We start from the raw sequence: 22,040 nt of genomic DNA on the forward strand, positions 1-22,040 counted from the left end.
GAGACAGCGATGTTTTCAGGTCCGGGGTCGGGCGATGGAGCCAGTGACAATGCCATGCGCTTTACCCGAGACCTCGACTTCACTCCACGTGATTTCGAACGGGTGCGGGATCTCATCTACCGTCGTGCGGGTATCGTGATGGCGGAAAACAAGCGGGAGATGGTTTATAGCCGCTTGGCCAAGCGACTGCGGCTGCATGGCATGAGTCGATTCGGAGAGTATCTGGACAGGCTCGAGACGCGCGCCGAGTCCGAGGAGTGGGAAGCGTTCACCAACGCCTTGACCACCAACCTGACGGCGTTCTTTCGCGAAGCCCACCATTTTCCGGTGCTGGCCGAGGAAATACGCCGCCGGGGTAGCGGGATCAAGATCTGGTGTGCCGGCGCATCGACGGGAGAAGAACCCTACTCGTTGGCGATGACTGTCAGGGAAACGCTGGGCGCTGCGGCGTCTCAGGTCAAGATCCTGGCCACGGACATCGATACCGAAGCGTTGAATACCGCCCGTGCCGGTGTCTATTCCCTGGAGACGGTGGAGAAGCTCGGCGAGGCGCGCTGTCGACAGTTCTTTCAGCGCGGCAGCGGTACTCGTGCCGGCAAGGCACGGATTCGTCCGGAACTGGCAGCGATGGTCGATTATAGGCAGCTCAATCTCGTCACGGGATCATGGTCGATCAACGGCCCCTTCGACATCATTTTCTGTCGTAACGTGATGATCTATTTCGATCGGGAGACGCAGACCAATATCCTGCGTCGTTTCGCATCCCAGATGAAACCGGATGGCTTGCTGTTTGCGGGCCACTCCGAGAACTTTTCCTTTCTGAGCCAGGCTTTTCGATTGAGGGGGCAGACCGTTTACACCTTGGCACCGCCTTCGTCGCTGACGGTCTCGGACGTCTCGCGCTAGGAGTGAACGGTGAACCCGAAAATCAGAGTACTTTGTGTCGACGATTCGGCCCTCATTCGTGACTTGATGACCAAGATCATCGATTCCCAGCCAGACATGACCGTGGTCGCCACGGCGCCGGACCCGCTCGTCGCTCGCGATCTGATCAAGAAGCACAACCCTGACGTGTTGACGCTCGATGTCGAGATGCCCCGCATGGACGGGCTGGATTTTCTCGAACGCTTGATGCGGCTGCGTCCGATGCCGGTCCTGATGGTCTCATCCCTGACCCGGCGCGGCTCCGAGATTACGCTGCGCGCGCTGGAGTTGGGCGCTGTCGACTTCGTGGCCAAGCCGGAAGTCGGGATCCGCGAAGGGATGATGGAATACGCCGGCATGATTGCCGACAAGGTTCGCGCTGCGGCGCAGGCGCGGCCTCGCCGTCAGGGTCTGATGGCCGAGCCGGCAGCGCCGCGTGAGGCGCTGAAGGCGCCGATGCTGTCGAGCGAAAAGATCATCATCATTGGCGCCTCGACAGGGGGAACCGAAGCGATTCGTCAGGTCATCGAACCGTTGCCGGCCAACAGTCCTGCGGTACTGATCACCCAGCACATGCCGGGAGGCTTCACGCGCTCGTTCGCCGAGCGGCTCGATCGTCTTTGCCGGGTCACCGTCAAGGAGGCGGAAGCGGGGGAGCGGGTGCTGCCGGGGCATGTCTATATCGCGCCGGGAGACTGGCACATGCGCCTGACGCGCTCGGGAGCGAACTACGTGATCGCGCTGGATGATGGACCGCCCGTCAATCGCCACCGACCTTCGGTCGATGTGCTGTTCGATTCGGCTGCCAGCTGTGCCGGCCGTAACGCGCTGGGTGTGATTCTTACCGGGATGGGACGTGATGGCGCCACCGGGCTTCTGAAGATGCGCCAGGCGGGCGCTCATACGGTGGCCCAGGACGAGGCAAGCTGTGTCGTATTCGGCATGCCCAAGGAGGCGATCGCGTTGGGTGGGGCGACAGATGTCATCGCCCTGAACGACATTGCCGGCCACCTGGTTCAGCAGATGCACCTGTCAGGGCGCGCCCAACGCGTCTAGGTCGCGGGGATCATCAGTACCTATAAAGCGAGCGAGCTGGCTGCCGATAATCTCAGCATGCTTGCCCAACGATTCGAAGAGGAAAGACGATGGCTGACAAGAACATGAGCATTCTGGTAGTGGACGATTTTCCGACCATGCGTCGGATCGTCCGCAGTCTGCTCAAGGAACTCGGATTCGAGAACGTGGAAGAGGCCGAGGACGGTCAGGAGGCCTTGACCAAACTGCGCGCCGGAGGCTTCGAATTCGTGGTGTCCGATTGGAACATGCCCAATCTCGATGGCCTGGAGATGCTCAAGGAAATCCGCCAGGATCCCAAGCTTTCGTCGCTCCCGGTGTTGATGGTGACGGCAGAGGCCAAGAAGGAAAATATCATCGCGGCGGCCCAGGCTGGCGCCAACGGCTATGTGGTCAAGCCGTTCACCGCAGCGACACTCGAAGAGAAGCTCAACAAGATTTTCGAGAAACTGGGCAAGTGACACCTATGGAGGGTAGATCATGAGTGGTGCCAACCCTCAAGGCAGCGTGATGGAAAGCGTGGCTCCGGACGATCTGATTCGCCGCATTGGCCACCTGACCCGCATGTTGCGCGAGAACATGCGTGAACTGGGGCTGGACAAGGAGGTGGAGAAAGCGGCACAGGCCATTCCCGACGCCCGCGATCGACTCAGCTACGTTGCGTCGATGACCGAGCAGGCGGCGGAACGTGCGCTCAACGCGATCGATCACGCCCAGCCGCTGCAGAATGCACTCGAGAGCGAAGCGAACGATCTCGACAAGCGCTGGGACGCGTGGTTTGCCGAGCCCATGGCGCTGGACGAAGCCAAGACGCTGGTCAAGGATACTCGCTCCTATCTGCAGGCCGTGCCGGAGCGCACCGGCGCCACCAACGCTCAGCTGCTCGAGATCATGATGGCGCAGGATTTTCAGGATCTGACGGGGCAGGTCATCAAGAAGATGATGGACGTGATCCACGAGATCGAGCAGCAGCTGGTTCAGGTGTTGATCGATAACGCCCCGGAAGGAACCGAGCGGAGAGAGCACGCCAACCTCGCGGCTGCCCAATCCAGCTCGCTGCTCAATGGTCCGCAGATCAATCCGAAAGCTGTCGATGTCGTCAGCAATCAGGATCAGGTCGACGACCTGCTGGACAGTCTAGGGTTCTGATTCGCACGAAGACGCCCCCCGCGACGCTTCCCTCTGTGTCGCCCCCCGAAATAGCAGGGTGTTCATCCTGCTATTTCTCCCTTTGATATTGCCCCTCTCCCAGCAGAATAGCGCTCAAGATTTCATCCCCGACCGTGGCGGAGTGCGCGCTTGGCCGAGCAGAACGACAGCGACCAGGAAAAGACAGAACCGGCGACGCCCAGGCGAATCGAGAAAGCGCGCGAGGAGGGGCAGGTCGCGCGGTCGCGCGAGCTCGCCACCTTTCTGCTGCTGGTCAGCGGCGTGCTGGGTCTGTGGGTCATGGGCAACAACCTCTATGACGAGTTGAGTATCGTCATGGAGCAGGCTTTTCTCTTCGATCATGGGCTGGCGTTCGACAGCGCCCGCATGCTGAGTCACGTCTGGCTGATGGGGCAACACACGCTGATCGCGCTGCTGCCGCTGTTCCTGCTGTTCACGGTCGCGGCGATTCTGGGGCCGACGATGCTGGGTGGCTGGCTGTTGTCCGCGAAATCACTGCAACCTCAGTTGAGCAAGCTGAACCCGCTCAAGGGTTTGAAACGCATGTTCTCGACCCAGGCGTTGGCGGAATTGGCCAAGGCCATTGCCAAGTCAGTGCTGGTGGGCGGCGTTGGTGTCACGTACCTATGGTCGCAACGCGACACGCTGCTCGAGCTGATGGAAATGCCGATTCAACAGGCGCTGGCTACGGCCATGCGGCTGGCGGCCATCGGCTGTGCGCTGATCGTGACATCGCTGTTGCTGGTCATACTGATCGACGTTCCCTATCAGATATGGAGCCATAACAAGAAGCTGCGGATGAGCCGCGAAGACATTCGTCAGGAACACAAGGAGAGCGAGGGCGACCCGCACGTCAAGGGCCGCATTCGTCAGCAGCAACAGGCGATGGCCAGACGGCGGATGATGAGCAAGGTGCCGACCGCCGACGTGATCGTGACCAACCCGACTCATTATGCGGTTGCGCTGAGCTACCAGCAGAACTCGATGTCCGCCCCTCTGGTCGTGGCCAAGGGGGCGGATCACGTGGCGGCCAAGATCCGCGAGCTCGGCGACGAGAACCGCGTGCCGCGGCTAGAGGCCCCGCCGCTGGCGCGCGCGCTCTATCACCACGTCGATCTAGAACAGGAAATACCCGGCGATCTCTATACCGCGGTTGCCGAAGTTCTGGCTTGGGCATTTCGCCTCAAGCAGGTCGAGACCGAAGGCGGTGACGTGCCGCAGCCCCCGCGCGACCTGCCCGTGCCGCCAGCCCTCGACGAGCCGGCATCGGATTCATCCAAGGAGAGTGAATGAACGCGCTCAGCCAGTGGTTCGGTCATCGCAAATGGCCGGCAAACAACCAGTTCAAGATCCTCGCTGGCCCTGTTCTGATCATCATGATCCTGAGCATGATGATCTTGCCGTTACCGCCATTCGCCCTCGATCTCTTTTTCACTTTCAATATCGCGCTGTCGATCATGGTCCTGCTGGTCAGCATGTTCACGGAAAAGCCGCTGGATTTCGCGGCCTTTCCGGCAGTGCTGCTGTTCTCGACCCTGCTACGCCTGTCGTTGAACGTGGCCTCGACCCGAGTGGTGCTGATGGACGGCCACGAGGGGGGCGATGCCGCGGGCAAGGTGATCGAGGCGTTCGGCGAGTTTCTGATCGGCGGCAACTTCGCCGTCGGTCTGGTGGTGTTCCTGATTCTGGTCGTCATCAACTTCATGGTCATCACCAAAGGTGCCGGGCGAATTGCCGAGGTGGGGGCGCGGTTCACCCTGGACTCCATGCCGGGCAAACAGATGGCGATCGACGCCGATCTCAATGCCGGTCTGATCGGCGAAGAAGAGGCCCGCCGGCGCCGTACCGAGATCAATCAGGAGTCGGAGTTCTTCGGCTCCATGGATGGTGCCAGCAAGTTCGTCCGCGGCGACGCCATGGCGGGTCTGTTGATCATGGTGATCAACCTGATCGGCGGATTGATGATCGGTGTGGCCCAGCACGGTCTGCCGTTTGGCGAGGCCGTGAAGACCTATACCTTGCTGACGGTAGGTGACGGCCTGGTCGCCCAGATTCCGGCGCTGGTGATCTCGACGGCGGCGGGTGTCACGGTGTCTCGCGTCAATACCGATCAGGATGTCGGGCAGCAGCTGTTGAGTCAGCTGTTCAACAATCCGCGCGTGATGTATCTCGCGGCCGGTGTGATGGGTCTGCTTGGCATGATCCCCGGTATGCCGAACGTCGTCTTTCTGCTGTTTGCCATCCTGCTTGCGGCGCTGGGCTGGTGGATCTCCCGCCGGGTGCAGGACGAAGCGGTGCGGGCAGTGGAGGACAAGGCGCCGTCGGCGGTGCAGGAAACGCCGGAGGCGAGCTGGGATGACGTGCAACTGGTCGATACTCTCGGGCTGGAAGTGGGGCATCGTCTGATCCCGCTGGTCGACCAACGCCAGAAGGGCGAGCTTCTGGGGCGAATCAAGAGCGTGCGCAAGAAGTTCGCCCAGGATGTCGGATTCCTGCCCTCGGTGGTGCACATCCGCGACAATCTCGAGCTGAGCCCCAACGTTTACGTGATCACCCTGAAGGGCGTGGAAGTCGGTCGTGCCGAGGCGTTTCCGGGGAAATGGCTGGCCATCGATCCCGGCCAGGTGTCCGGCGCGATCGACGGCACTCGGACCCAGGATCCGGCGTTCGGTCTGACCGCCTACTGGATCGAAACGACCCAGCGCGAGCGGGCGCAGATCTACGGTTATACCGTGGTGGATGCCAGTACCGTGATCGCCACCCACCTCAATCACCTGCTGCATGAAAACGCCGGCGACATGCTGGGACGCGCCGAGGTCCAGCAGCTTCTGGACAAGGTCGCCGAGCATCAGAAGTCGCTGGTAGAGGACGTGGTGCCCAAGCTGCTGCCGCTGACCTCGCTGCAACGCATTCTCCAGAATCTGCTCATCGAAGACGTGCCGATCCGCGATATGCACACGATTCTCGATGTCCTGGCGGAGTACGCGCCCCAGCAGTCGGATGCCAACGAGCTGACCGCGCTGGTACGCGTCGCGCTGGGCCGGGCGATTACCCAACAGTGGTTCCCGGGCCGCGAATCGCTGCACGTGATGGGGCTCGAACCCCGGCTGGAACAGGTTCTCGCGCAAGCGCTCAACAACGGCGGGGCACTCGAGCCTGGGCTGGCGGACACGCTGATGCAACAGACCGCTGCTGCGGTGGAACGCCAACAGAGTCGTGACGAGCCGACCGTGCTGGTCGTCCAGCATGGTCTGCGGGCTCTGTTGTCGCGTTTCCTGCGCCGTCAGATCAAGTCGCTGGTGGTGCTCTCCCAGGCGGAAATCCCGGACGATCGCAATCTGCGCGTCACCACCACCATCGGCGCGCCGTCATGAGTGCCGGCGCTGCCGCCGTGAGTGCCGGGAGCCGAACGCGATCTACACGTCGAACCCCGGGACCTCCGTCCCCGAGATCCCAAGCGTGTTCGGCGCTCTTCGGCTGGAGCTTGCTATCTGCTGTTGTTGTCATGGGCATGGCGACACCAGCCTGGGCTGCCGACGGAACCTGGGTTGGCCAGCTGCCACGTCAGACGATCGTGGTGGCCGACCATGCCCTGGAGAGCGCGCCAGTCGAGCTACCGGCGTCCATGGCTGATGCCGTCATCGAACGTGTTCGTTGGACCTTTCGGCTCGATGCCCCGGCGCTGACGCTGAAAACCTGGCTCTGTCACGGCCAGTTCTGTCTGCCGCTAGCCCGGAATCGGGGGGAAACCCAGCGCTTTGCCGATCGATCTGCCTCTTTGCCGTTCCGGCTGCGATTCCAGTGGCAGCCGGGCGAGCAGTCGGACGGGAGGCGCGTGATTTTCGGTGGTCAGCTGATCGTCGACTACCGTCATTAAGGCTGATAAACAGCCGAATTAGCCGCTGGAAAACCAGTAGTTTGTCGTCTTGGGTCGATGTCCGGGCGGCATAATGGAAAGATGAGTCATGCATCCCATGACCGTAAGCTGTTTCGCACGAGGCCATTCGATGTATACCGCACAAGGCAAAATCGATCAGAGGGCATTGATTGAGCAGTACATGCCAATGGTGAGGCGCCATGCGCTCTCTCTTCAGGTGCGCCTACCCGCCAGCGTGGAACTCGATGATCTCGTGCAGGCCGGCATGCTGGGGTTGCTGGACGCCATGGGGCGTTATGACAACTCGCACGGCGCCAGCTTTTCGACCTACGCCAACCAGCGAATTCGTGGCGCGATGATCGACGAACTGCGTAGTCGCGACTGGATGCCGCGCAGCGTGCGGCGCAATGCGCGGGCACTGGATCAGGCCGTGCGACGGCTGGAACAGCAGCTGGGCCGGGCGCCGGACGAGCGCGAAATTGCCCAGGAAATGGGGGTTTCCCGGGAGGAGTACCATCAGCTCCTGGCAGATGCCAACAACGGCTTTCTGCTGGCGTACGACGAGAGCGATAGCGAAAACGGTGTCGCCGCCGTCTCCGAAGGCGGCCCGCCGTCGCCGTTGGAAGCGCTGCTCGATGCAGACAATCGATCCAACGTGATGGCCGCGATCGATGCCTTGCCGGAACGCGAGAAGCTGCTTCTGGGACTCTACTATCAGGAAGAGCTCAACTTGAAAGAGATCGGTGCCGTACTGGGCGTCAGCGAATCCCGCGTCTGCCAGTTGCACAGCCAGGCCGTGTCGCGCCTGAGAAGCCGTCTGAATCCCTGATGGCGGTCAATTCCGTGACCGCGTCCGGCGGCGCGGTCACGGAGCCGTAACGTCAATCGATAGACAACGAGCGATCCCGAGCGCCTGCCGAGCCGATCATGACGTCGATGTCACGACCGGGTCGGCAGGCGTCTTGTCATGCGAGGCGCTCGATGATTCGTCAAACTGATCAGTCGCTGGCCCGCGAGGGCGCCGACACATGGCGGATCTCGTCGGCGATCTCGCTCGCCACCTCTTCCCACACGCCTCCCAACGTTCGCACCAGCGCCGGATAGCCGTCGTCGCTCAGCGGCCGAGAGACATCGAAATGGCGCTGGGCCAGCAGCCGATTGCCGTCATGCAGCTGCCACTCGCCGGAGGCCACGGCCTGGCCGTCGTAGCGACCCTGGAACTGATCGACGCTGAGCGTCAGCCGCTGCGCGCCGGGCTCGCCGTGGGCGGCGTTCAAGACCATGACAGCGGGCAGGTCGGCCGCCAGGGACTGGCGCAGGCGACGCGTCAGCTGCTGCCCCAGCGCTTCGGCCCACAGGTTCTGATTGGCTGCGTTGAGCTCGATATCGCTGGTCTGCATCACGATTCCCTCCTGGTCGAGGTAGCTTGCCACCTCGACCGGGACGACCGTCAGCTTGCGCGCTTGCGGGCCGGTCGTCGGCGGCTGACTGTCGGCTTCCGGCAGCGTATAGCGATTGGTCGGCGTCGATTGCGCGGCGCAGCCCGCCATTGCCACGGCGGCAAGGGTCAGCAGGGCAGTAGCGCCGATGCGGCGACACCGGGAGAGGGAAGACATCTTCATTGGGGAGCCCTCGGCACGGGATCGGTTTTGACTTCTTGGTCGAAAATCAGCGCGTTGGGCTTTTCGCTGAGCGTCTTGGCGACCGGCTGGAGATCACGCATCAGGACTTCCAGCTGCTTGAGCGTGTCGTTCAACTGACGATAGTTCGAAGAGCCGGAGGAGAAACCCTTCAGCGTGCTCTGAAGCTCCTGCAGCGTGTCGTTGAGACTGCCCGGCAACTGCTGTGTGGCGGGATCGGAAACGATACCGTTGACCGACTCGGCGATCTGACGCACCTGCTCGAGCGTCTGCTGCGAGGTTTGCATGGTGTCGTCCAGGCGGTCGAGAATCGGCTCGACCTGTAGATCGTTGAGCTTGTCGAGCAGATTGGACACCTTCTGCTCGATTTGCGCAAAGCCACCGGAAATCGTCGGGAATACCGGTTTGCCGTCGAACGTCATCGCCTTGTAGGGCGGTACGTCATCGCTGAAATTGAGATCGACGAACAGCGCGCCCGTCAGCAGGTTGCCCGCCTTGAGCGTGGCTCGCAGGCCATAGTCCTTGAACATTTTCTCGAAGCGATCCCGCACTTCCTGGTCGTCGATATCGGCGTTGACGTCCTCGTTGCTGTCCAATCGCTGCGGCTCGATCCGGATCAGCACCGGAATCGCGAACTGCGTCAACGAATCGGGCTGCGGTGCGGTGAAGTGCCAGGGAACGCTGACCACGGTTCCCACGCGCACGCCGCGATATTCGACCGGCGCTACGCGGCTGAGCCCGCGCACGGTATCGTCGACCAGCAGCGCATATTCGATGTACTGATCGTAGGTGCCCTCGCGTGCACTTTCTTCATTGTTGTAGAGCGTATAGGTCGCATCCTGCTTGGCCGCGTTGCCACGCGTGACATCCTCCGGCACCCCGAACGTCACGCCGCCGCTGATCAGCGTCTCGAAGGAGTCCAGGTTGACGTTGACGCCTTCCGAATCCAGCTGCACGTCGATGCCGGAGGAGCTCCAGAACCGGGTGGTGTCGGTGACCAGGCTATCGTAGGGCGCCTGAATGAAGATGCGGTGGCGCATCTCGCGTTTTTCGGGATCGAAATCGGTGCTCTCGACCCGACCGACGGTGTAGCCCTGGTAGGTGATTGGATCGCCCGCGCTGAGCGAATTGCCGACCTGGCTGACCAGGTTGACGCGCAGTCCCGGGGCATCGGGCGGGGCGACCGGCGGCTGTTCGAGCACATCGAAGCTATCCTGAGCCTCGTCGCTCTTGCCGGGGGCGAGCTGGATATAGGCTCCCGACAGCACCGTATTGAGGCCACTGATGCCTTCGCGACCAATCCGCGGCTTGACCACCCAGAAGCGCGTTTCGGCATTGAGCATCCGCTCTGCATCGTTGGACATGCGCGCCGTCACCACCGTATGCGACAGATCGTCCGACAGTCTCACGGCTTCTACATGGCCGACCTGAACATTGCGTGTCTTGATCAGCGTCTTGCCGGCCTCGATGCCTTCGGCGTTGTCCATGTTCAAGGTGATCAACGGCCCACGGCTGGAGATGTTGTCCCAGACCATCCAGGCCCCGATCAGGGCGGCCAGCAAGGGCACTATCCAGATCGGCGAGAGCCGCGATTGCGACACTCGTTTGGCGCGTTGCATCGAATCAGGCATCGTCGACTTCCTTGACAGGCGAATAGGGGGATTGGCGTTTGAGCGCGGCCGGCATGTGAGGCTGCATGTTGCGGGCATCCCAGATCAGGCGGGGATCGAAGCTGTTGGCCGCCAGCATGGTGATGACCACCACCGCCGAGAATGCCAGGGCCGCCGGCCCAGGCGTGATCGACAGCAACGACCCGGCATGGACCAGCGACACCAGGATCGCGACGACGAAGACGTCGATCATCGACCAGCGACCGATCAGCTCGGTAATGCGGTAAAGCTTCTGCCGCTTGTGCTTGAAGCGGGGCTCGCCGCTGCGCTTGACCGTGATGCAGAGCCACGAGAGGGCAAACACCTTGCCGATCGGCACCACCACGCTGGCGGTAAAGATGATTAGCGCGATGGGCCAGTCGCCGTGACCGAGAAAGATCAGCACGCCGCCGATGATGGTAGAGGGCGTTTCATCGCCCAGCGAGGTCGTGGTCATGATCGGATAGAGATTAGCCGGGATATAGCAGAGGGTTGCCGCAATCAGCAACGCCCAGGTCTTCTGCAGGCTATGCGAACCCCGAAAACGCAACGGCTCGCCACAGCGTTCACAGCGGCCGCGCCCGAAGTGGCTGAGCCGGCTGACGAGACCGCAGGTCGGGCAGCCGGTAAGACCCTGCTCGGCCGCCGGCTCTCCGGGGCGACAGCCTTCCGGCGCCAGCGGTTCGCCTGCCAGCGAAAACCACATCCAATCGGTGTCGATCGAGCGTGTGGTCAGCAGCAGCAGCAGGGCATAGACACAGAATGACCAGAACGACACGCCCAGATCGACAGAGGCCATGCCGGCGATCTTGATCAGACTCACCAGCGCACCGATGACGAAGACATCGGCCATCATCCACGGCCCGAGGTGAGAAAGCGCCCGCGCAATGCGGTAGCTTCGCGGCAGAGGGCGACGTTGGAGCAGGCCGAGATGCAGCCAGATGACGGCCAGCAGATAGACCGCCGGCAGCACGATCACGGTCAGTAGCACCAGAATGCCGACGAACGGCTCGTGCAGCGCCACCAGGCTGGCGGAGGTGTCCGCCAGTTGAATGGCATTGCTGACGCCGCGTGATTCGAAGCTGATGAACGGGAAACAGAGCGCTGCCAGCAGTGCGATCAGGGCACTGATGGCGAAGGCCAGACTGCGTTCGGCTGGACGAAAGTGGCGGTGGCTCAGGGTATGGTCGCAGCGCGGACAGCTGGCGCGCTGGCCCGGGTGCAGGGGCGGCAACGCGACCAGCAGATCACACTCTTGGCAGGCGCGAAGTCGCCGTCGGGTTCGACCGGGCGCGAGAAACGTCGCCTTCCTGGAGCTGTTGTCATTCGTGGCTGATGCCAAGGCAGTACCCGACGCGAAAGCGGAATGGAAAAAGCGTTACGCTGCGTAAATCCCCATGTTACTGGAATACATACGTTCGTGCATGTTTGCTGGATGCACTGCAAAACAGGGCGCTAGCGTCGCTGAAAAGTCATGGCTTATATTACTGAAAAATCATGAGGGTTCAGCCGCTTGGACACTATAGTAGGTGAATGCCATTTTATGGTAGGTGAAGATCGTTTTGCCGAGATAGTAGATGAAGATCATTTTGCCGAGGAAGTACCATCGGTGACACGGGGTTGCTTACGATCCTGTAACGGCCAGTCTGGCGCTTTCCAGCGGAACGCGAAATTGACGCCAGAGGGAGGTTCGCGGCCGCGGATCATCGACCTGAAATGTGTCGAGACGCTGCGCGCGACAAGGGTTTTCAATCGATATCGGATCAATGACGAAGGGAGAGTCTAACGTGTGGATGGCGCTTGCGGCCATTGTGGCCGGTCTTGTCGTGTTGGTCTGGAGTGCGGATCGTTTCGTGGATGGCGCCGCCGCCACGGCCCGCCATCTGGGGTTGCCTCCACTGCTGATTGGCATGGTGGTGATCGGCTTCGGCACGTCCGCGCCGGAGCTGATGGTGTCGGCGCTGGCGGCCGTGCAGGGCAACCCGGGGCTGGCGCTGGGCAATGCTTACGGCTCGAACATCACCAATATCGCCCTGATCGTGGGTCTGGTCGCATTGATCAGCCCGCTGACGGTGCATTCCCAGGTGATTCGCCAGGAATTGCCGGTGCTTGGGGTGATGACGCTGATCTCGCTCTGGTGTCTGCATGATGGTGTGATCTCGCGGGTCGATGCGGTCGTTCTGCTGGTGCTGCTCCTTGGATTTCTGGGTTACAGCATCTGGCGCTCCCAACGTCCGGGTAAAGATGCGCTTCAGACCGATGTGGAGGCGGATGTCGCGGGCCAATCCATGTCGCTCAAACGAGGCGTATTGTGGACGTTGGCCGGGCTGGCGCTGTTGATCGTCAGCTCGCGTTTTCTGGTATGGGGGGCCGTGACGATTGCCGAGGCGTTCGGCGTGAGCGACCTCGTCATCGGCCTGACGGTCGTTGCCATCGGTACTTCGCTGCCGGAGCTTGCTTCTTCCATCAGCGCGGTGCGCAAGAATCAGCACGATCTGGTGATCGGCAACGTGGTCGGGTCCAACCTGTTCAATACCCTGGCCGTGGTCGGCCTGGCCGGCGTGATTACACCGATCGACGTCGATCCCGACGTGCTGGTTCGGGATTGGCCGGTGATGGCAGCGCTGACGCTGGTACTGCTGGTGTTTGGTATCGGCCTCAAGGGTCAGGGGCGCATCAATCGTCTGGAAGGGGCGGCACTGCTGGCCAGTTTCGTCGCTTACACCGGCTGGCTGGTCTACAGCGTGGTCGGCTGAGTCGCGGTGCGCTACCTGCGATTCGGTCCTTCCTGGCGATCGAATCGCAACGCGGTTCTGAGCGCGAGCTGACCGATGACGGCGGCGATGGCGAGCACTATCGCCGCCGCCTGAGCGGGGTTGTCTCCCAACCCCGCCAGTCCGGTGCAGAGCGCACCAATTCCCATCTGTGCGAATCCGTAGAGGCCGGCAGCCGAACCCACGACCCTTGGGTTGATGCCGACGGCCAGCGTCAGCGCGGTGGGCCCGGTCATGCCCACGCCGAACGTGAACAGCAGCATCGACGCCTCGAGCGTGACGACCGACGCCCAGCCAGCGAGCACGATGACCAGCATCGAGATCCCGCCGGCCAGACTCAGAAGGCTTGCCGACAGCATCAGTCGAACCAGGCCGATGCGATGAATGGTGCGGTTGGTGATGAAGTTGCCGAGCGAGATGCTCAGGATCAGCAGCGAGAGATAGTAGGCCACGTGGCTTGCCGGCTTGCCCAGCTGTTCGACGAAGATGAACGGCGCCGAGGCCACGAAGGCGAACATCGCGGTGGTGACGCAGCCGCCACCGATGGCGTAGCCGATGAAGGCCGGGGAGCGAAGCAGGGTGCGATATTCATGGGCGAGGTTGGGCAGGTCGACACGTCCGCTGGGCTGCGCCGTCTCCGGCATCAGCCGCCACACGAACAGCAGGTTGCCGGCGCCCATCAGACAGAGCGCCAGCAACACGGTTCGCCAGCCCAGGGTGGTGGTCAGCAGGCTGCCGACCAGCGGGGCCATGGCCGGGCCGATGGCAACCACCAGGTTGAGCACGGCCAGACGCTGCACGGCGCGGTCCGGTGCCGCCGTGTCGCGGATCATGGCACGTCCCAGCGCCAGCCCGGCACATCCGCCGAAAGCCTGAAAGAACCTTGCCGTGATCAGCGTCTCGACGCTCTGTGCCTGCCAGGCGACGACCCCCGCGACGCTGTAGATCAGCATGCCCAGCATCAGCGCAGGCCGTCTGCCCAGGGCATCGGATAGCGGCCCGTAGAAGAGTTGGCCGATCGCCAGTCCCAGGATGTAAAGACTGATGGTCAGCTGCATCTCGGCGTTGTCGGCGCCGAGAGCCTCGCCGGCAATGGGCAGCGCCGGCACGAAGATATGCATGGCCAGCGTACCGGCCAGCGTGATCAGGACCAGCATCCACAGTGCCGGCACGGGTCCCGCCGGCGTGGCTTGTGCGGCAGCTGTCGAAGGCGATCTGGACGTCGAAGTGGCGGGGTCGGTCACGAAGCGCCTCGCGAGCAAGGAAATATGCGCCTGAAGGATCAAGTAGCGCGTTAGTCATTAGGAGAGTACGCGAATTGACTTTGTATGACTATTTGACCAAAGCCTGGCACAGCCGCGATCGAAAACCTGTCCAGAATGGCCTGCAAACAACGTCCCAAAGCCTCTCCAAGGCATCGAAAGCGGATGGCTACGTCGTTTCCGACGTGACGTCAGGCTGACAGATTGTCGCAGCGGGGCGTGTCGCCGCGATCTCGTAACGGCCACCTGCAAGCCATTCTCGCAGGCCAAAAACCCACGTGGTTGGCGACTTTCGGCATGATTGCCTAGGTTGACTAGAGCGCCTCAACGAGAACGTTCGTGCTGGCGTGCGACATCTGGACACGGCGGCGGTCATGAGCGCCGAGCCTATGATGGCGTCAGTCGAACGGCTGCAACGGCCGGGCGGCGGGTAAATAAAACGATGGAGCACCGGCCGTCGGGGCAGAAGGGATTCGCTGCCCGGGCGCTTTCGAGGAGTCCGCCATGGAGCTAGATCCTATCCTGCTATCACGAATGCAGTTCGCGTTCGTGGTCACATTCCATGCCATATTTCCGGTCTTCACGATCGGGTTGGCGTCCTACGTCGCCCTGCTGCAGGGGCTTTTCGTCGCGACCGGCAACTCGGTGTGGGATCGTCTGGGACTTTTCTGGACCAAGATATTTGCTGTCGTCTTCGGCATGGGCGTGGTATCCGGCATCGTCATGGCATTCCAGTTCGGCACCAACTGGAGCAATTTTTCCCAGTTCGCTTCGAACTTCATCGGGCCGATGCTGAGCTACGAAGTCATCACCGCGTTCTTCCTCGAGGCGGGATTCCTCGGCGTGCTGCTGTTCGGGCGTCATCGGGTCTCGCCGTCGGTGCATTTCTTCGCCGCGCTGATGGTCGCGATCGGCACGTTCATCTCGGCTTTCTGGATTCTGGCAACCAACAGCTGGATGCAGACACCTCAGGGCTACGAAATTCGCGAGGGTGTGGTGCACGTGACCTCGTGGATGGAGGCGATCTTCTCCCCGTCGTTCCCGTACCGGTTTGCCCATATGGCACTGGCGGCGTTCCTGACCGGTGGCTTCGTGGTGTGTGGCGTCAGCGCCTGGTTCCTGCTTCGTCGGCGTGGTGTCGAAGCACACAAACGCGCGCTGTCGATGACCATGTGGCTGCTGCTGATTCTGGCACCGCTTCAGGCGTTCGTGGGTGACGAGCACGGTCTCAATACGCTCGAGCACCAGCCGATGAAGATCGCGGCGATGGAAGGTAACTGGGAAACCCAGTCCAACGTGCCGCTGTTGCTGTTTGCGCTGCCGGACCGCGAGCTTCAGGCCAACCGCGTCGAGATCGGTATCCCCAACGGCGCAAGCCTGATCCTGCGTCACGATGTTGATGGCGTGGTGCCAGGCCTCAAGGAGATTCCCGTCGAGCAGCAGCAGCCGGTCTGGATCGTGTTCTACAGCTTCCGGGTGATGGTTGCGCTGGGACTTCTGATGATTGCCTGCGCGGTGACGGGTCTGGTACTCCGTCGGGGCGGGAAACTCTATACCCAGCGCTGGTTCCTGCACGTTCTGCAGGTCATGAGCATATCGCCGTTTCTGGCGGTGACGGCCGGCTGGTTCGTGACCGAGATCGGCCGCTCGCCGTGGCTGGTCTACGGCGTGCTTTCCTACGCCGATGCGGTGACGCCGTCGCTTACCGGGTGGATGGTGCTGGCGACGCTGATCGGCTACGTCGCGGTCTACGCGGTGATCTTCTGCGCCGGGGTCTACTACCTGTTCAAGGTCGTTCGCCAGGGCCTGGGTGAGCTCGAAGATGACGAGGAAGTTCACGATGTCGATCGCCCCTCGCGTCCGATGTCCGCCACCCACGTGCCTTTCGATGGCACCACCGCATCGTCCAGGAGCTGAGCCCATGGAAATGTACGATCTTTCGCTGATCTGGGCCGTCATTCTGGCCTTCAGCGTCATCATGTATGTGCTGATGGACGGATTCGATCTGGGGCTGGGAATCCTGTTTCCGTTCGCCCCGGACGAGGACGCTCGCGACGTGATGATGAACTCCGTCGCGCCGATCTGGGACGGCAACGAAACCTGGCTGGTTCTGGGCGGCGCCGGTCTCATCGCAGCGTTCCCGCTGGTCTATACCATTCTGCTGCCGGCGCTCTATCTGGGTGTCTTCCTGATGCTGGCCGGGCTGATCTTCCGGGGGGTCGCGTTCGAGTTCCGCTTCAAGTCCAAACGGACCCGGCGCTGGTGGAATGCGGCATTCTCCGGCGGTTCCTTCGTGGCGGCATTTGCGCAGGGCTGCGTGGTGGGCGCCTATATCCAGGGCTTCGAGACCGCCGATCGGGTCTATACCGGCGGGGCGTTCGACTGGCTGACCCCGTTCTCGATCCTGACCGGCATCGGGCTGGTAGTGGGTTATACGCTGCTGGGCGCCACCTGGCTGGTGCTGAAATCGGAAGGTCACGTCCGCGAATGGGCGCGAGGATTGATCCCCAAACTGCTGATCGGCGTGCTGGTGGTATTCGTCATCGTCAGTCTGTGGACACCATGGATCGATTCGGGCGTCTTCGATCGCTGGTTCAACCATCTGCAGGTGATCTGGCTGCTGCCGTTCGCAGCGCTGCTGTGCGCGGTAGGCATCTACATGGCGACTCGTCGGCACCGGGAAGGTCTAGCCTTTCTGCTGACGCTGGGCCTGTTCATCTTCACCTACCTGGGGCTGCTGGTGAGCCGCTGGCCCTATGTCATTCCGCCGGACTACACGCTATGGGATGCAGCTTCCGCGCCGGAATCCCAGTTCTTCATCCTGATCGGCGTGCTGTTCGTGGTGCCAATCATCCTGACCTACACCGCGTGGTCCTACTGGGTCTTCCGTGGCAAGGTTCGCGTGGGCGAGGGCTACCATTGAGCGCCGCCAGGCGAACCCAGGATCCGTCACGCATTAGTACTGCATACTCGGACACCGCCAACTCGGACGCTTCAAGCGCGAAGGCTTCGAGAACGTGGCTAAAACAGCAGGTGGCCGATATCCGGCCCTGGTATCGAGGCGCCGTCGGTTGCGGTCTGCTGGCGGGTCTCGCTACCTTGATCCAGATGGGGGCATTGGCCTGGGTCGTCGATCGCGTGGTGTCGAGCCAGGCTGAACTCGTCGAGGTCGCGGGCGGTGTCGCGCTGATGGTCGCCGCCATCGCCGTCCGTGCCCTGGCGCAGTGGGGGCAGGAGGTCTACGGTCAGGCTTGCGGCCTGCGAGTCAAGCAGCAGGTCCGCTCGCGGCTGCTGGCACGTCTGCAACAGCTGGGGCCGGTGCGCCTGGCCTCTCGCCACAGCGCCGGCCTGGCCAGCCAGCTGGTGGATCAGGTCGAGTCGCTGGAAGGTTACTATTCGCGTTTCCTGCCTCAGATGATCCTGGCGGCGTTGATTCCGTTGCTCTATCTCGTAGTGGTGTTCTGGCTCAACTGGCTGGCGGCGATCTGGCTGTTGATCGCGGCGCCGTTGATTCCGCTGTTCATGGCGCTGATCGGAATGGGCGCACAGCGACTCAACGAGGCGCAGTTTCAGGCCGTCACCCGGCTTTCCGGCCATTTCCTCGACCGCGTTCGCGGGATCACGACACTCCAGCTCTTCGGGCTGGCCGAGCGTAGCGTCGAAGAAGTCAGCGACGTCGCGCATGACTATCGGCGGCGCAGTCTCAAGACGCTACGGGTAGCATTCCTCTCCTCGGCAGTACTAGAGTTCTTCGCCGCGGTGTCGGTGGCCGTCGTCGCTATCTACATCGGTCTGGGGCTGCTGGGTTACATCCAGTATGGGCCGGCCGAGCAGCTCGATCTGTTCAGCGGGCTGTTCATTCTGCTGCTGGCGCCGGAGTTCTTCCAGCCGCTGCGCACGCTCTCCCAGCACTATCACGATCGCGCTTCCGCCCTGGGTGCCGCCCAAGGGCTGGTGGCGCTGCTCGAGCCGACGGCCGACGAGGATGTCGCTTCGGAGCGGTCGTCGCAGGAGCGAGATGCGGGTGAAGGGAAGGCGGTCGTGCCGGGCGCCGTCACGCTTGTCGATGTCGAGTTGCGGCATGCAGGTCGCGATCGAATCCTCGGGCCGCTGTCGCTGCATATCGCTGCCGGCGAGGTGGTGGCGCTGATCGGCCCTTCCGGCAGCGGCAAATCGAGCCTGTTGCAACTGGTCGCCGGATTCATCGCGCCGAGCGCGGGAACGGTTCGAGTCAAGCGCGATCCGGCCATTGCCTGGCTCGATCAGCGTCCGCTGATCATCCAGGGCACGCTGGCCGAGAACCTGCGACTGGTCGCACCGAGTGCCAGTGACGAGGCGCTCCGCAGCGCGTTGACCCAGGCAGGCTTGACGCCCTGGCTGGCCTCGGCGCCGGCGGGTCTCGACACGCCGCTGGGCGAACGGGGAATCGGCCTCTCCGGCGGCGAAGGGCAACGTCTGGCGCTGGCGCGCGTGTTCCTCTCGCCGGCGAGACTGGTGCTGCTGGACGAACCGACGGCGGCGCTGGACCCGGAAACCGAACGTCATGTGATCGCCGGGCTGACCCGGTTGGCGGCGAGCGGGCGAACGCTGATCGTTGCCACCCACCACCCGGCGATCATGGCGATGGCCGGCCGCGTGTTCGCGATAGAGCGGGGCCGCCTGTCCCGAGTCGAGCGTTCGACCTCTGCCCGGGAGATGAATTCATGAAGGCACTGATGTCACTGCGCCCGTGGCTCGGTTTACTGGCCGAGCGCCGTGGCCGTCTGCTGATCGGCGCACTGCTGATGCTCGCGACGCTGCTCAGCGCGTTGGGTCTGCTGACGCTTTCCGGCTGGTTCATTACCGCCACCGCGATCGCGGCGGCCAGCGCGTCGGGTTATCTGGACGTGTTCACGCCGGGTAGCGGGATCCGCTTCTTTGCCGTCTCGCGGACCGGCAGCCGCTATCTGGAGCGGCTCTACAATCACGATACGATACTGAGACTGCTTGCCGACCTTAGGGGGCGCGTGTTCGCGGGACTGGTCGCCCTGGACGCCCGCACGCTGGCGGGTGCCCGCGCTTCGCAGTGGCTCAATCGGCTGACGGCGGATATCGACACCCTCGATAACCTCTATCTACGGCTGCTGGCACCGCCGCTGGTGGCGTTCATCAGCATCGTGGCGTTTGCGGCTTTTGCGGCCGTGTTTCTGCCCGTCGCCGGCGTGGTGCTGCTCGCCATTCTTCTGCCGCTGGGGCTTGTCGCTACCGCCGGATGTGCCTGTTGGGGCTGGCAGGCGAGTCACCGCCGGGTCGACCGTCAGGAACGGCTGCGGGTGCGGGCGATCGAACAGGTCGAGGGGCTGGCGGAACTGAGTGCCTATCAGGCGCTGGACACTCATCGCCGGCATTGGCAACGGGAAGAACAGGCGCTCCTCGATGACCAGCGCTTGCTCGGCCGGCGCACGGCGACGGGCAATCTCGTCGTCACCCTGGGCATTCAGCTGGCGACGGTAGCGGTGCTGCTGTTGGGGCTCGAAGCCTTTCGGAGTGGCGCCGTGAGTGGCCCGGTGATGGTGATGCTGGCGCTAGGCACGCTCGCCGTAAGCGAGGGTCTGGCGAATCTGCCGATGGCTTTCACGCAACTGGGGGCGACGGTCAGGGCAGCGGAGCGACTCAACACCCAGGCCGAGCTGAAAACGCCGCTGACGGGTGCGAAGCTGCAAGACGCGCCATCGACATCGAGCGGTGCCGCACCGTCGCTGAACTACCGGAACGTCGAGGTGGTTCACGGTTCTCGAGCGGTGTTCAGCGATCTGAATCTCGCCATCGAACCGGGCCAGCGTATCGGCATCATCGGCGCCTCGGGCATTGGCAAGTCGACACTGGCGCAGTTGGCGGTGCGCGCCTTCGATCCACAGCGTGGATGCGTCGAGTTCTCGCATCAGGATCTTGCCGCTATCGCTCCCGAGTCGCTAAGGGCGCGAATCGGCTATCTCACTCAGCGCAGCGAGCTGTTCCACGACACGCTGGCCGCGAATCTGCGCATGGGCGATCCGGATGCCAGTGATCTGCAGCTCTGGGATGTGCTCGAGCGCGTCGAGCTCAAGACCTGGACTGAGGCGCTGCCGGAAGGGCTGGAGACCTGGGTCGGCGAGCAGGGGCGCCAGCTCTCCGGCGGACAGGCGCGGCGCGTGGCACTGGCCCGGGTGATGCTGCGTAACTCGCCACTGGTGATCCTGGATGAGCCGCTTAGCGGGCTGGACGCCGACACGGCGGCGACGCTCAAGGCAACGCTGGATGGCTGGCTTGCCGGCCGTACGGCCCTGTTACTGGGCCATGATCGCCTGGCGCTGCCGACCTGCGATCACTACTGGCAGCTGATGCCGGGTGAGAAGGGCAGTGTGCTGGCAAAAACGTAGACATTTTGCCAATAGTGTCGACATTATAATTGACGCTATGGTGGTTGCTCCATGACGAACGGCATCAACGATGCCAGGAGCGCCAGCCATGTCCGGCTTTCAATGGGACGATCCTTTCCTGCTCGACCAGCAGCTCAGCGACGAAGAGCGCCAGATTCAGCAGCTGGCGCGCGACTATTGCCAGGAACGCCTGCAGCCACGGGTGCTCGAGGCCTTCGAGAAGGACAACTTCGATCGCGAGATTCTGCGAGAAATGGGCGGGCTCGGCCTGCTGGGGGCGACGGTTTCCGAGGCCTACGGCGGGGCGGGTGCCAATCACGTGGCCTACGGGCTGATCGCGCGGGAAGTGGAGCGGGTCGATTCCGGTTATCGCTCGGCGATGAGCGTTCAATCCTCGCTGGTGATGTATCCGATCGAGGCCTACGGGACCGAGGCGCAGAAGCAGCGATTTCTGCCGGAGCTTGCCAGTGGCGAGATGGTGGGCTGCTTCGGCCTGACCGAACCTAACGCGGGTTCCGATCCCGGCAGCCTGCAGACGCGGGCAACAAAGGTCGATGGCGGCTATCGCTTGAGCGGCCAGAAGATGTGGATCACCAATAGCCCGATCGCCGATGTGGCCGTGGTGTGGGCCAAATCCGACGCTCATGAGGGCAAGATCAAAGGCTTTCTGGTCGAGCGCGGTGCCGAGGGTTTCTCCACGCCAACCATCAATGCCAAGGCTTCGCTGCGGGCCTCGGTGACCGGCGAGATCGTGCTGGATGATGTCTTCGTCTCGGAAGCGGCGCTGCTGCCGGGCGCGTCCGGGCTGGGCGGGCCGTTCGGTTGCCTCAACAAGGCGCGCTTCGGCATCGGCTGGGGGACCATGGGGGCTGCCGAGTTCTGCTGGCACGCTGCGCGTCGGTACACGCTGGATCGCCGCCAGTTCGGGCGGCCGCTCGCCGCCACGCAACTGGTCCAGGTCAAGCTGGCCGACATGCAAACCGAGATCGCCCTGGGCTTGCAGGCCTGCCTGCGCGTCGGACGACTGCTCGACAGTGGCCAGGCCACGCCGGAAATGATCTCGCTGATCAAGCGCAATCACTGCGGCAAGGCGCTGGATATCGCGCGCATGGCGCGAGACATGCACGGCGGCAACGGAATCTCCCTCGAATTCGGCGTGATCCGCCACATGCTCAATCTGGAGACGGTCAATACCTACGAAGGCACGCACGATGTTCACGCCCTGATTCTGGGCCGCGCCCAGACCGGCATCCAGGCCTTCGGATGACGGCG

18 protein-coding genes are annotated in these 22,040 nt (G+C 62.7%); 14 read left to right on the top strand and 4 right to left on the bottom strand.

Annotated elements, in window-relative coordinates:
- Positions 1 to 9 precede the first annotated feature (9 nt).
- The 8 genes from BTW07_RS14855 to BTW07_RS14890 all read left to right on the top strand — a co-directional run bounded on the left by BTW07_RS14855 (position 10) and on the right by BTW07_RS14890 (position 7,874).
- Positions 10 to 906 carry a CheR family methyltransferase gene (locus BTW07_RS14855; protein WP_075570960.1) on the top strand — a complete coding sequence of 299 codons (897 nt, stop codon included), beginning with the start codon at positions 10 to 12 and terminating at the stop codon, positions 904 to 906.
- Between the two features lie 9 nt (positions 907 to 915).
- A complete protein-coding gene (locus BTW07_RS14860) occupies positions 916 to 1,980 on the top strand; it encodes a protein-glutamate methylesterase/protein-glutamine glutaminase (protein ID WP_075570961.1) in 1,065 nt (354 codons plus the stop codon).
- 89 nt (positions 1,981 to 2,069) lie between these two features.
- Complete coding sequence (gene cheY / locus BTW07_RS14865; protein WP_071230202.1) at positions 2,070 to 2,459, top strand: chemotaxis response regulator CheY; 390 nt, start codon at positions 2,070 to 2,072, stop codon at positions 2,457 to 2,459.
- Between the two features lie 19 nt (positions 2,460 to 2,478).
- Positions 2,479 to 3,147, top strand: a complete 669-nt coding sequence (cheZ, locus tag BTW07_RS14870; protein ID WP_075570962.1) for a protein phosphatase CheZ — start codon at positions 2,479 to 2,481, stop codon at positions 3,145 to 3,147.
- Positions 3,148 to 3,297: 150 nt separating this feature from the next.
- Positions 3,298 to 4,461, top strand: coding sequence for a flagellar biosynthesis protein FlhB (flhB, locus tag BTW07_RS14875; protein WP_075570963.1), 1,164 nt, complete (start codon positions 3,298 to 3,300; stop codon positions 4,459 to 4,461).
- Positions 4,458 to 6,542 carry a flagellar biosynthesis protein FlhA gene (gene flhA / locus BTW07_RS14880; RefSeq protein WP_075570964.1) on the top strand — a complete coding sequence of 695 codons (2,085 nt, stop codon included), beginning with the start codon at positions 4,458 to 4,460 and terminating at the stop codon, positions 6,540 to 6,542. Before flhB ends, flhA begins: the two co-directional genes overlap by 4 nt.
- A 137-nt stretch (positions 6,543 to 6,679) precedes the next feature.
- Positions 6,680 to 7,045 carry a flagellar protein FlhE gene (locus BTW07_RS14885; RefSeq protein ID WP_158025884.1) on the top strand — a complete coding sequence of 122 codons (366 nt, stop codon included), beginning with the start codon at positions 6,680 to 6,682 and terminating at the stop codon, positions 7,043 to 7,045.
- Between the two features lie 130 nt (positions 7,046 to 7,175).
- Positions 7,176 to 7,874 carry an RNA polymerase sigma factor FliA gene (locus BTW07_RS14890; RefSeq protein WP_075570966.1) on the top strand — a complete coding sequence of 233 codons (699 nt, stop codon included), beginning with the start codon at positions 7,176 to 7,178 and terminating at the stop codon, positions 7,872 to 7,874.
- Positions 7,875 to 8,043: 169 nt separating this feature from the next.
- On the opposite strand, the gene BTW07_RS14895 is transcribed toward BTW07_RS14890, so the two are convergent.
- Genes BTW07_RS14895 through BTW07_RS14905 form a run of 3 tightly spaced genes read right to left on the bottom strand, consistent with a single transcriptional unit; the run spans position 8,044 to position 11,676 of the window.
- Positions 8,044 to 8,667 (bottom strand): PqiC family protein, encoded by a 624-nt coding sequence (locus BTW07_RS14895; RefSeq protein ID WP_075570967.1) that lies wholly within the window; start codon positions 8,665 to 8,667, stop codon positions 8,044 to 8,046.
- Complete coding sequence (gene pqiB, locus BTW07_RS14900; RefSeq protein ID WP_075570968.1) at positions 8,664 to 10,316, bottom strand: intermembrane transport protein PqiB; 1,653 nt, start codon at positions 10,314 to 10,316, stop codon at positions 8,664 to 8,666. The genes BTW07_RS14895 and pqiB overlap by 4 nt, the downstream gene beginning before the upstream one ends.
- Positions 10,309 to 11,676 carry a paraquat-inducible protein A gene (locus tag BTW07_RS14905; RefSeq protein ID WP_083941915.1) on the bottom strand — a complete coding sequence of 456 codons (1,368 nt, stop codon included), beginning with the start codon at positions 11,674 to 11,676 and terminating at the stop codon, positions 10,309 to 10,311. Before BTW07_RS14905 ends, pqiB begins: the two co-directional genes overlap by 8 nt.
- Positions 11,677 to 12,127: 451 nt before the next feature.
- On the opposite strand from BTW07_RS14905, the gene BTW07_RS14910 reads away from it, so the two are divergent.
- On the top strand, positions 12,128 to 13,090 hold the full coding sequence (locus BTW07_RS14910) for a calcium/sodium antiporter (protein WP_208605415.1): 963 nt from the start codon (positions 12,128 to 12,130) through the stop codon (positions 13,088 to 13,090).
- A gap of 11 nt (positions 13,091 to 13,101) precedes the next feature.
- Here the strand turns inward: BTW07_RS14910 and BTW07_RS14915 are convergent, their stop codons facing one another.
- Complete coding sequence (locus BTW07_RS14915; protein WP_208605413.1) at positions 13,102 to 14,352, bottom strand: multidrug effflux MFS transporter; 1,251 nt, start codon at positions 14,350 to 14,352, stop codon at positions 13,102 to 13,104.
- A 522-nt stretch (positions 14,353 to 14,874) separates the two neighbouring features.
- On the opposite strand from BTW07_RS14915, the gene BTW07_RS14920 reads away from it, so the two are divergent.
- The 5 genes from BTW07_RS14920 to BTW07_RS14940 all read left to right on the top strand — a co-directional run bounded on the left by BTW07_RS14920 (position 14,875) and on the right by BTW07_RS14940 (position 22,035).
- Entirely contained in the window at positions 14,875 to 16,287 is a 1,413-nt protein-coding gene (locus BTW07_RS14920; protein WP_075570971.1) for a cytochrome ubiquinol oxidase subunit I, read from the top strand.
- A 4-nt stretch (positions 16,288 to 16,291) separates the two neighbouring features.
- Positions 16,292 to 17,293, top strand: a complete 1,002-nt coding sequence (gene cydB, locus BTW07_RS14925; RefSeq protein WP_075570972.1) for a cytochrome d ubiquinol oxidase subunit II — start codon at positions 16,292 to 16,294, stop codon at positions 17,291 to 17,293.
- A 110-nt stretch (positions 17,294 to 17,403) separates the two neighbouring features.
- On the top strand, positions 17,404 to 19,077 hold the full coding sequence (gene cydD, locus BTW07_RS14930; RefSeq protein WP_110661546.1) for a thiol reductant ABC exporter subunit CydD: 1,674 nt from the start codon (positions 17,404 to 17,406) through the stop codon (positions 19,075 to 19,077).
- Complete coding sequence (gene cydC / locus BTW07_RS14935; RefSeq protein WP_075570973.1) at positions 19,074 to 20,768, top strand: thiol reductant ABC exporter subunit CydC; 1,695 nt, start codon at positions 19,074 to 19,076, stop codon at positions 20,766 to 20,768. Before cydD ends, cydC begins: the two co-directional genes overlap by 4 nt.
- An 88-nt stretch (positions 20,769 to 20,856) precedes the next feature.
- Positions 20,857 to 22,035, top strand: coding sequence for an acyl-CoA dehydrogenase (locus BTW07_RS14940; RefSeq protein WP_075570974.1), 1,179 nt, complete (start codon positions 20,857 to 20,859; stop codon positions 22,033 to 22,035).
- Positions 22,036 to 22,040: the final 5 nt, after the last annotated feature.

Source organism: Salinicola socius (assembly GCF_001937195.1).
Lineage (GTDB): Bacteria > Pseudomonadota > Gammaproteobacteria > Pseudomonadales > Halomonadaceae > Salinicola > Salinicola socius.

Coding starts and splice junctions, on each gene's coding strand:
- BTW07_RS14855 (WP_075570960.1), top strand. CDS start 10: ATGTTTTCAGGTCCGGGGTCGGGCGATGGAGCCAGTGACAATGCCATG.
- cheY (WP_071230202.1), top strand. CDS start 2,070: ATGGCTGACAAGAACATGAGCATTCTGGTAGTGGACGATTTTCCGACC.
- cheZ (WP_075570962.1), top strand. CDS start 2,479: ATGAGTGGTGCCAACCCTCAAGGCAGCGTGATGGAAAGCGTGGCTCCG.
- flhA (WP_075570964.1), top strand. CDS start 4,458: ATGAACGCGCTCAGCCAGTGGTTCGGTCATCGCAAATGGCCGGCAAAC.
- BTW07_RS14885 (WP_158025884.1), top strand. CDS start 6,680: ATGGCGACACCAGCCTGGGCTGCCGACGGAACCTGGGTTGGCCAGCTG.
- BTW07_RS14890 (WP_075570966.1), top strand. CDS start 7,176: ATGTATACCGCACAAGGCAAAATCGATCAGAGGGCATTGATTGAGCAG.
- BTW07_RS14895 (WP_075570967.1), bottom strand. CDS start 8,667: ATGAAGATGTCTTCCCTCTCCCGGTGTCGCCGCATCGGCGCTACTGCC.
- pqiB (WP_075570968.1), bottom strand. CDS start 10,316: ATGCCTGATTCGATGCAACGCGCCAAACGAGTGTCGCAATCGCGGCTC.
- BTW07_RS14910 (WP_208605415.1), top strand. CDS start 12,128: ATGGCGCTTGCGGCCATTGTGGCCGGTCTTGTCGTGTTGGTCTGGAGT.
- BTW07_RS14920 (WP_075570971.1), top strand. CDS start 14,875: ATGGAGCTAGATCCTATCCTGCTATCACGAATGCAGTTCGCGTTCGTG.
- cydB (WP_075570972.1), top strand. CDS start 16,292: ATGGAAATGTACGATCTTTCGCTGATCTGGGCCGTCATTCTGGCCTTC.
- cydC (WP_075570973.1), top strand. CDS start 19,074: ATGAAGGCACTGATGTCACTGCGCCCGTGGCTCGGTTTACTGGCCGAG.
- BTW07_RS14940 (WP_075570974.1), top strand. CDS start 20,857: ATGTCCGGCTTTCAATGGGACGATCCTTTCCTGCTCGACCAGCAGCTC.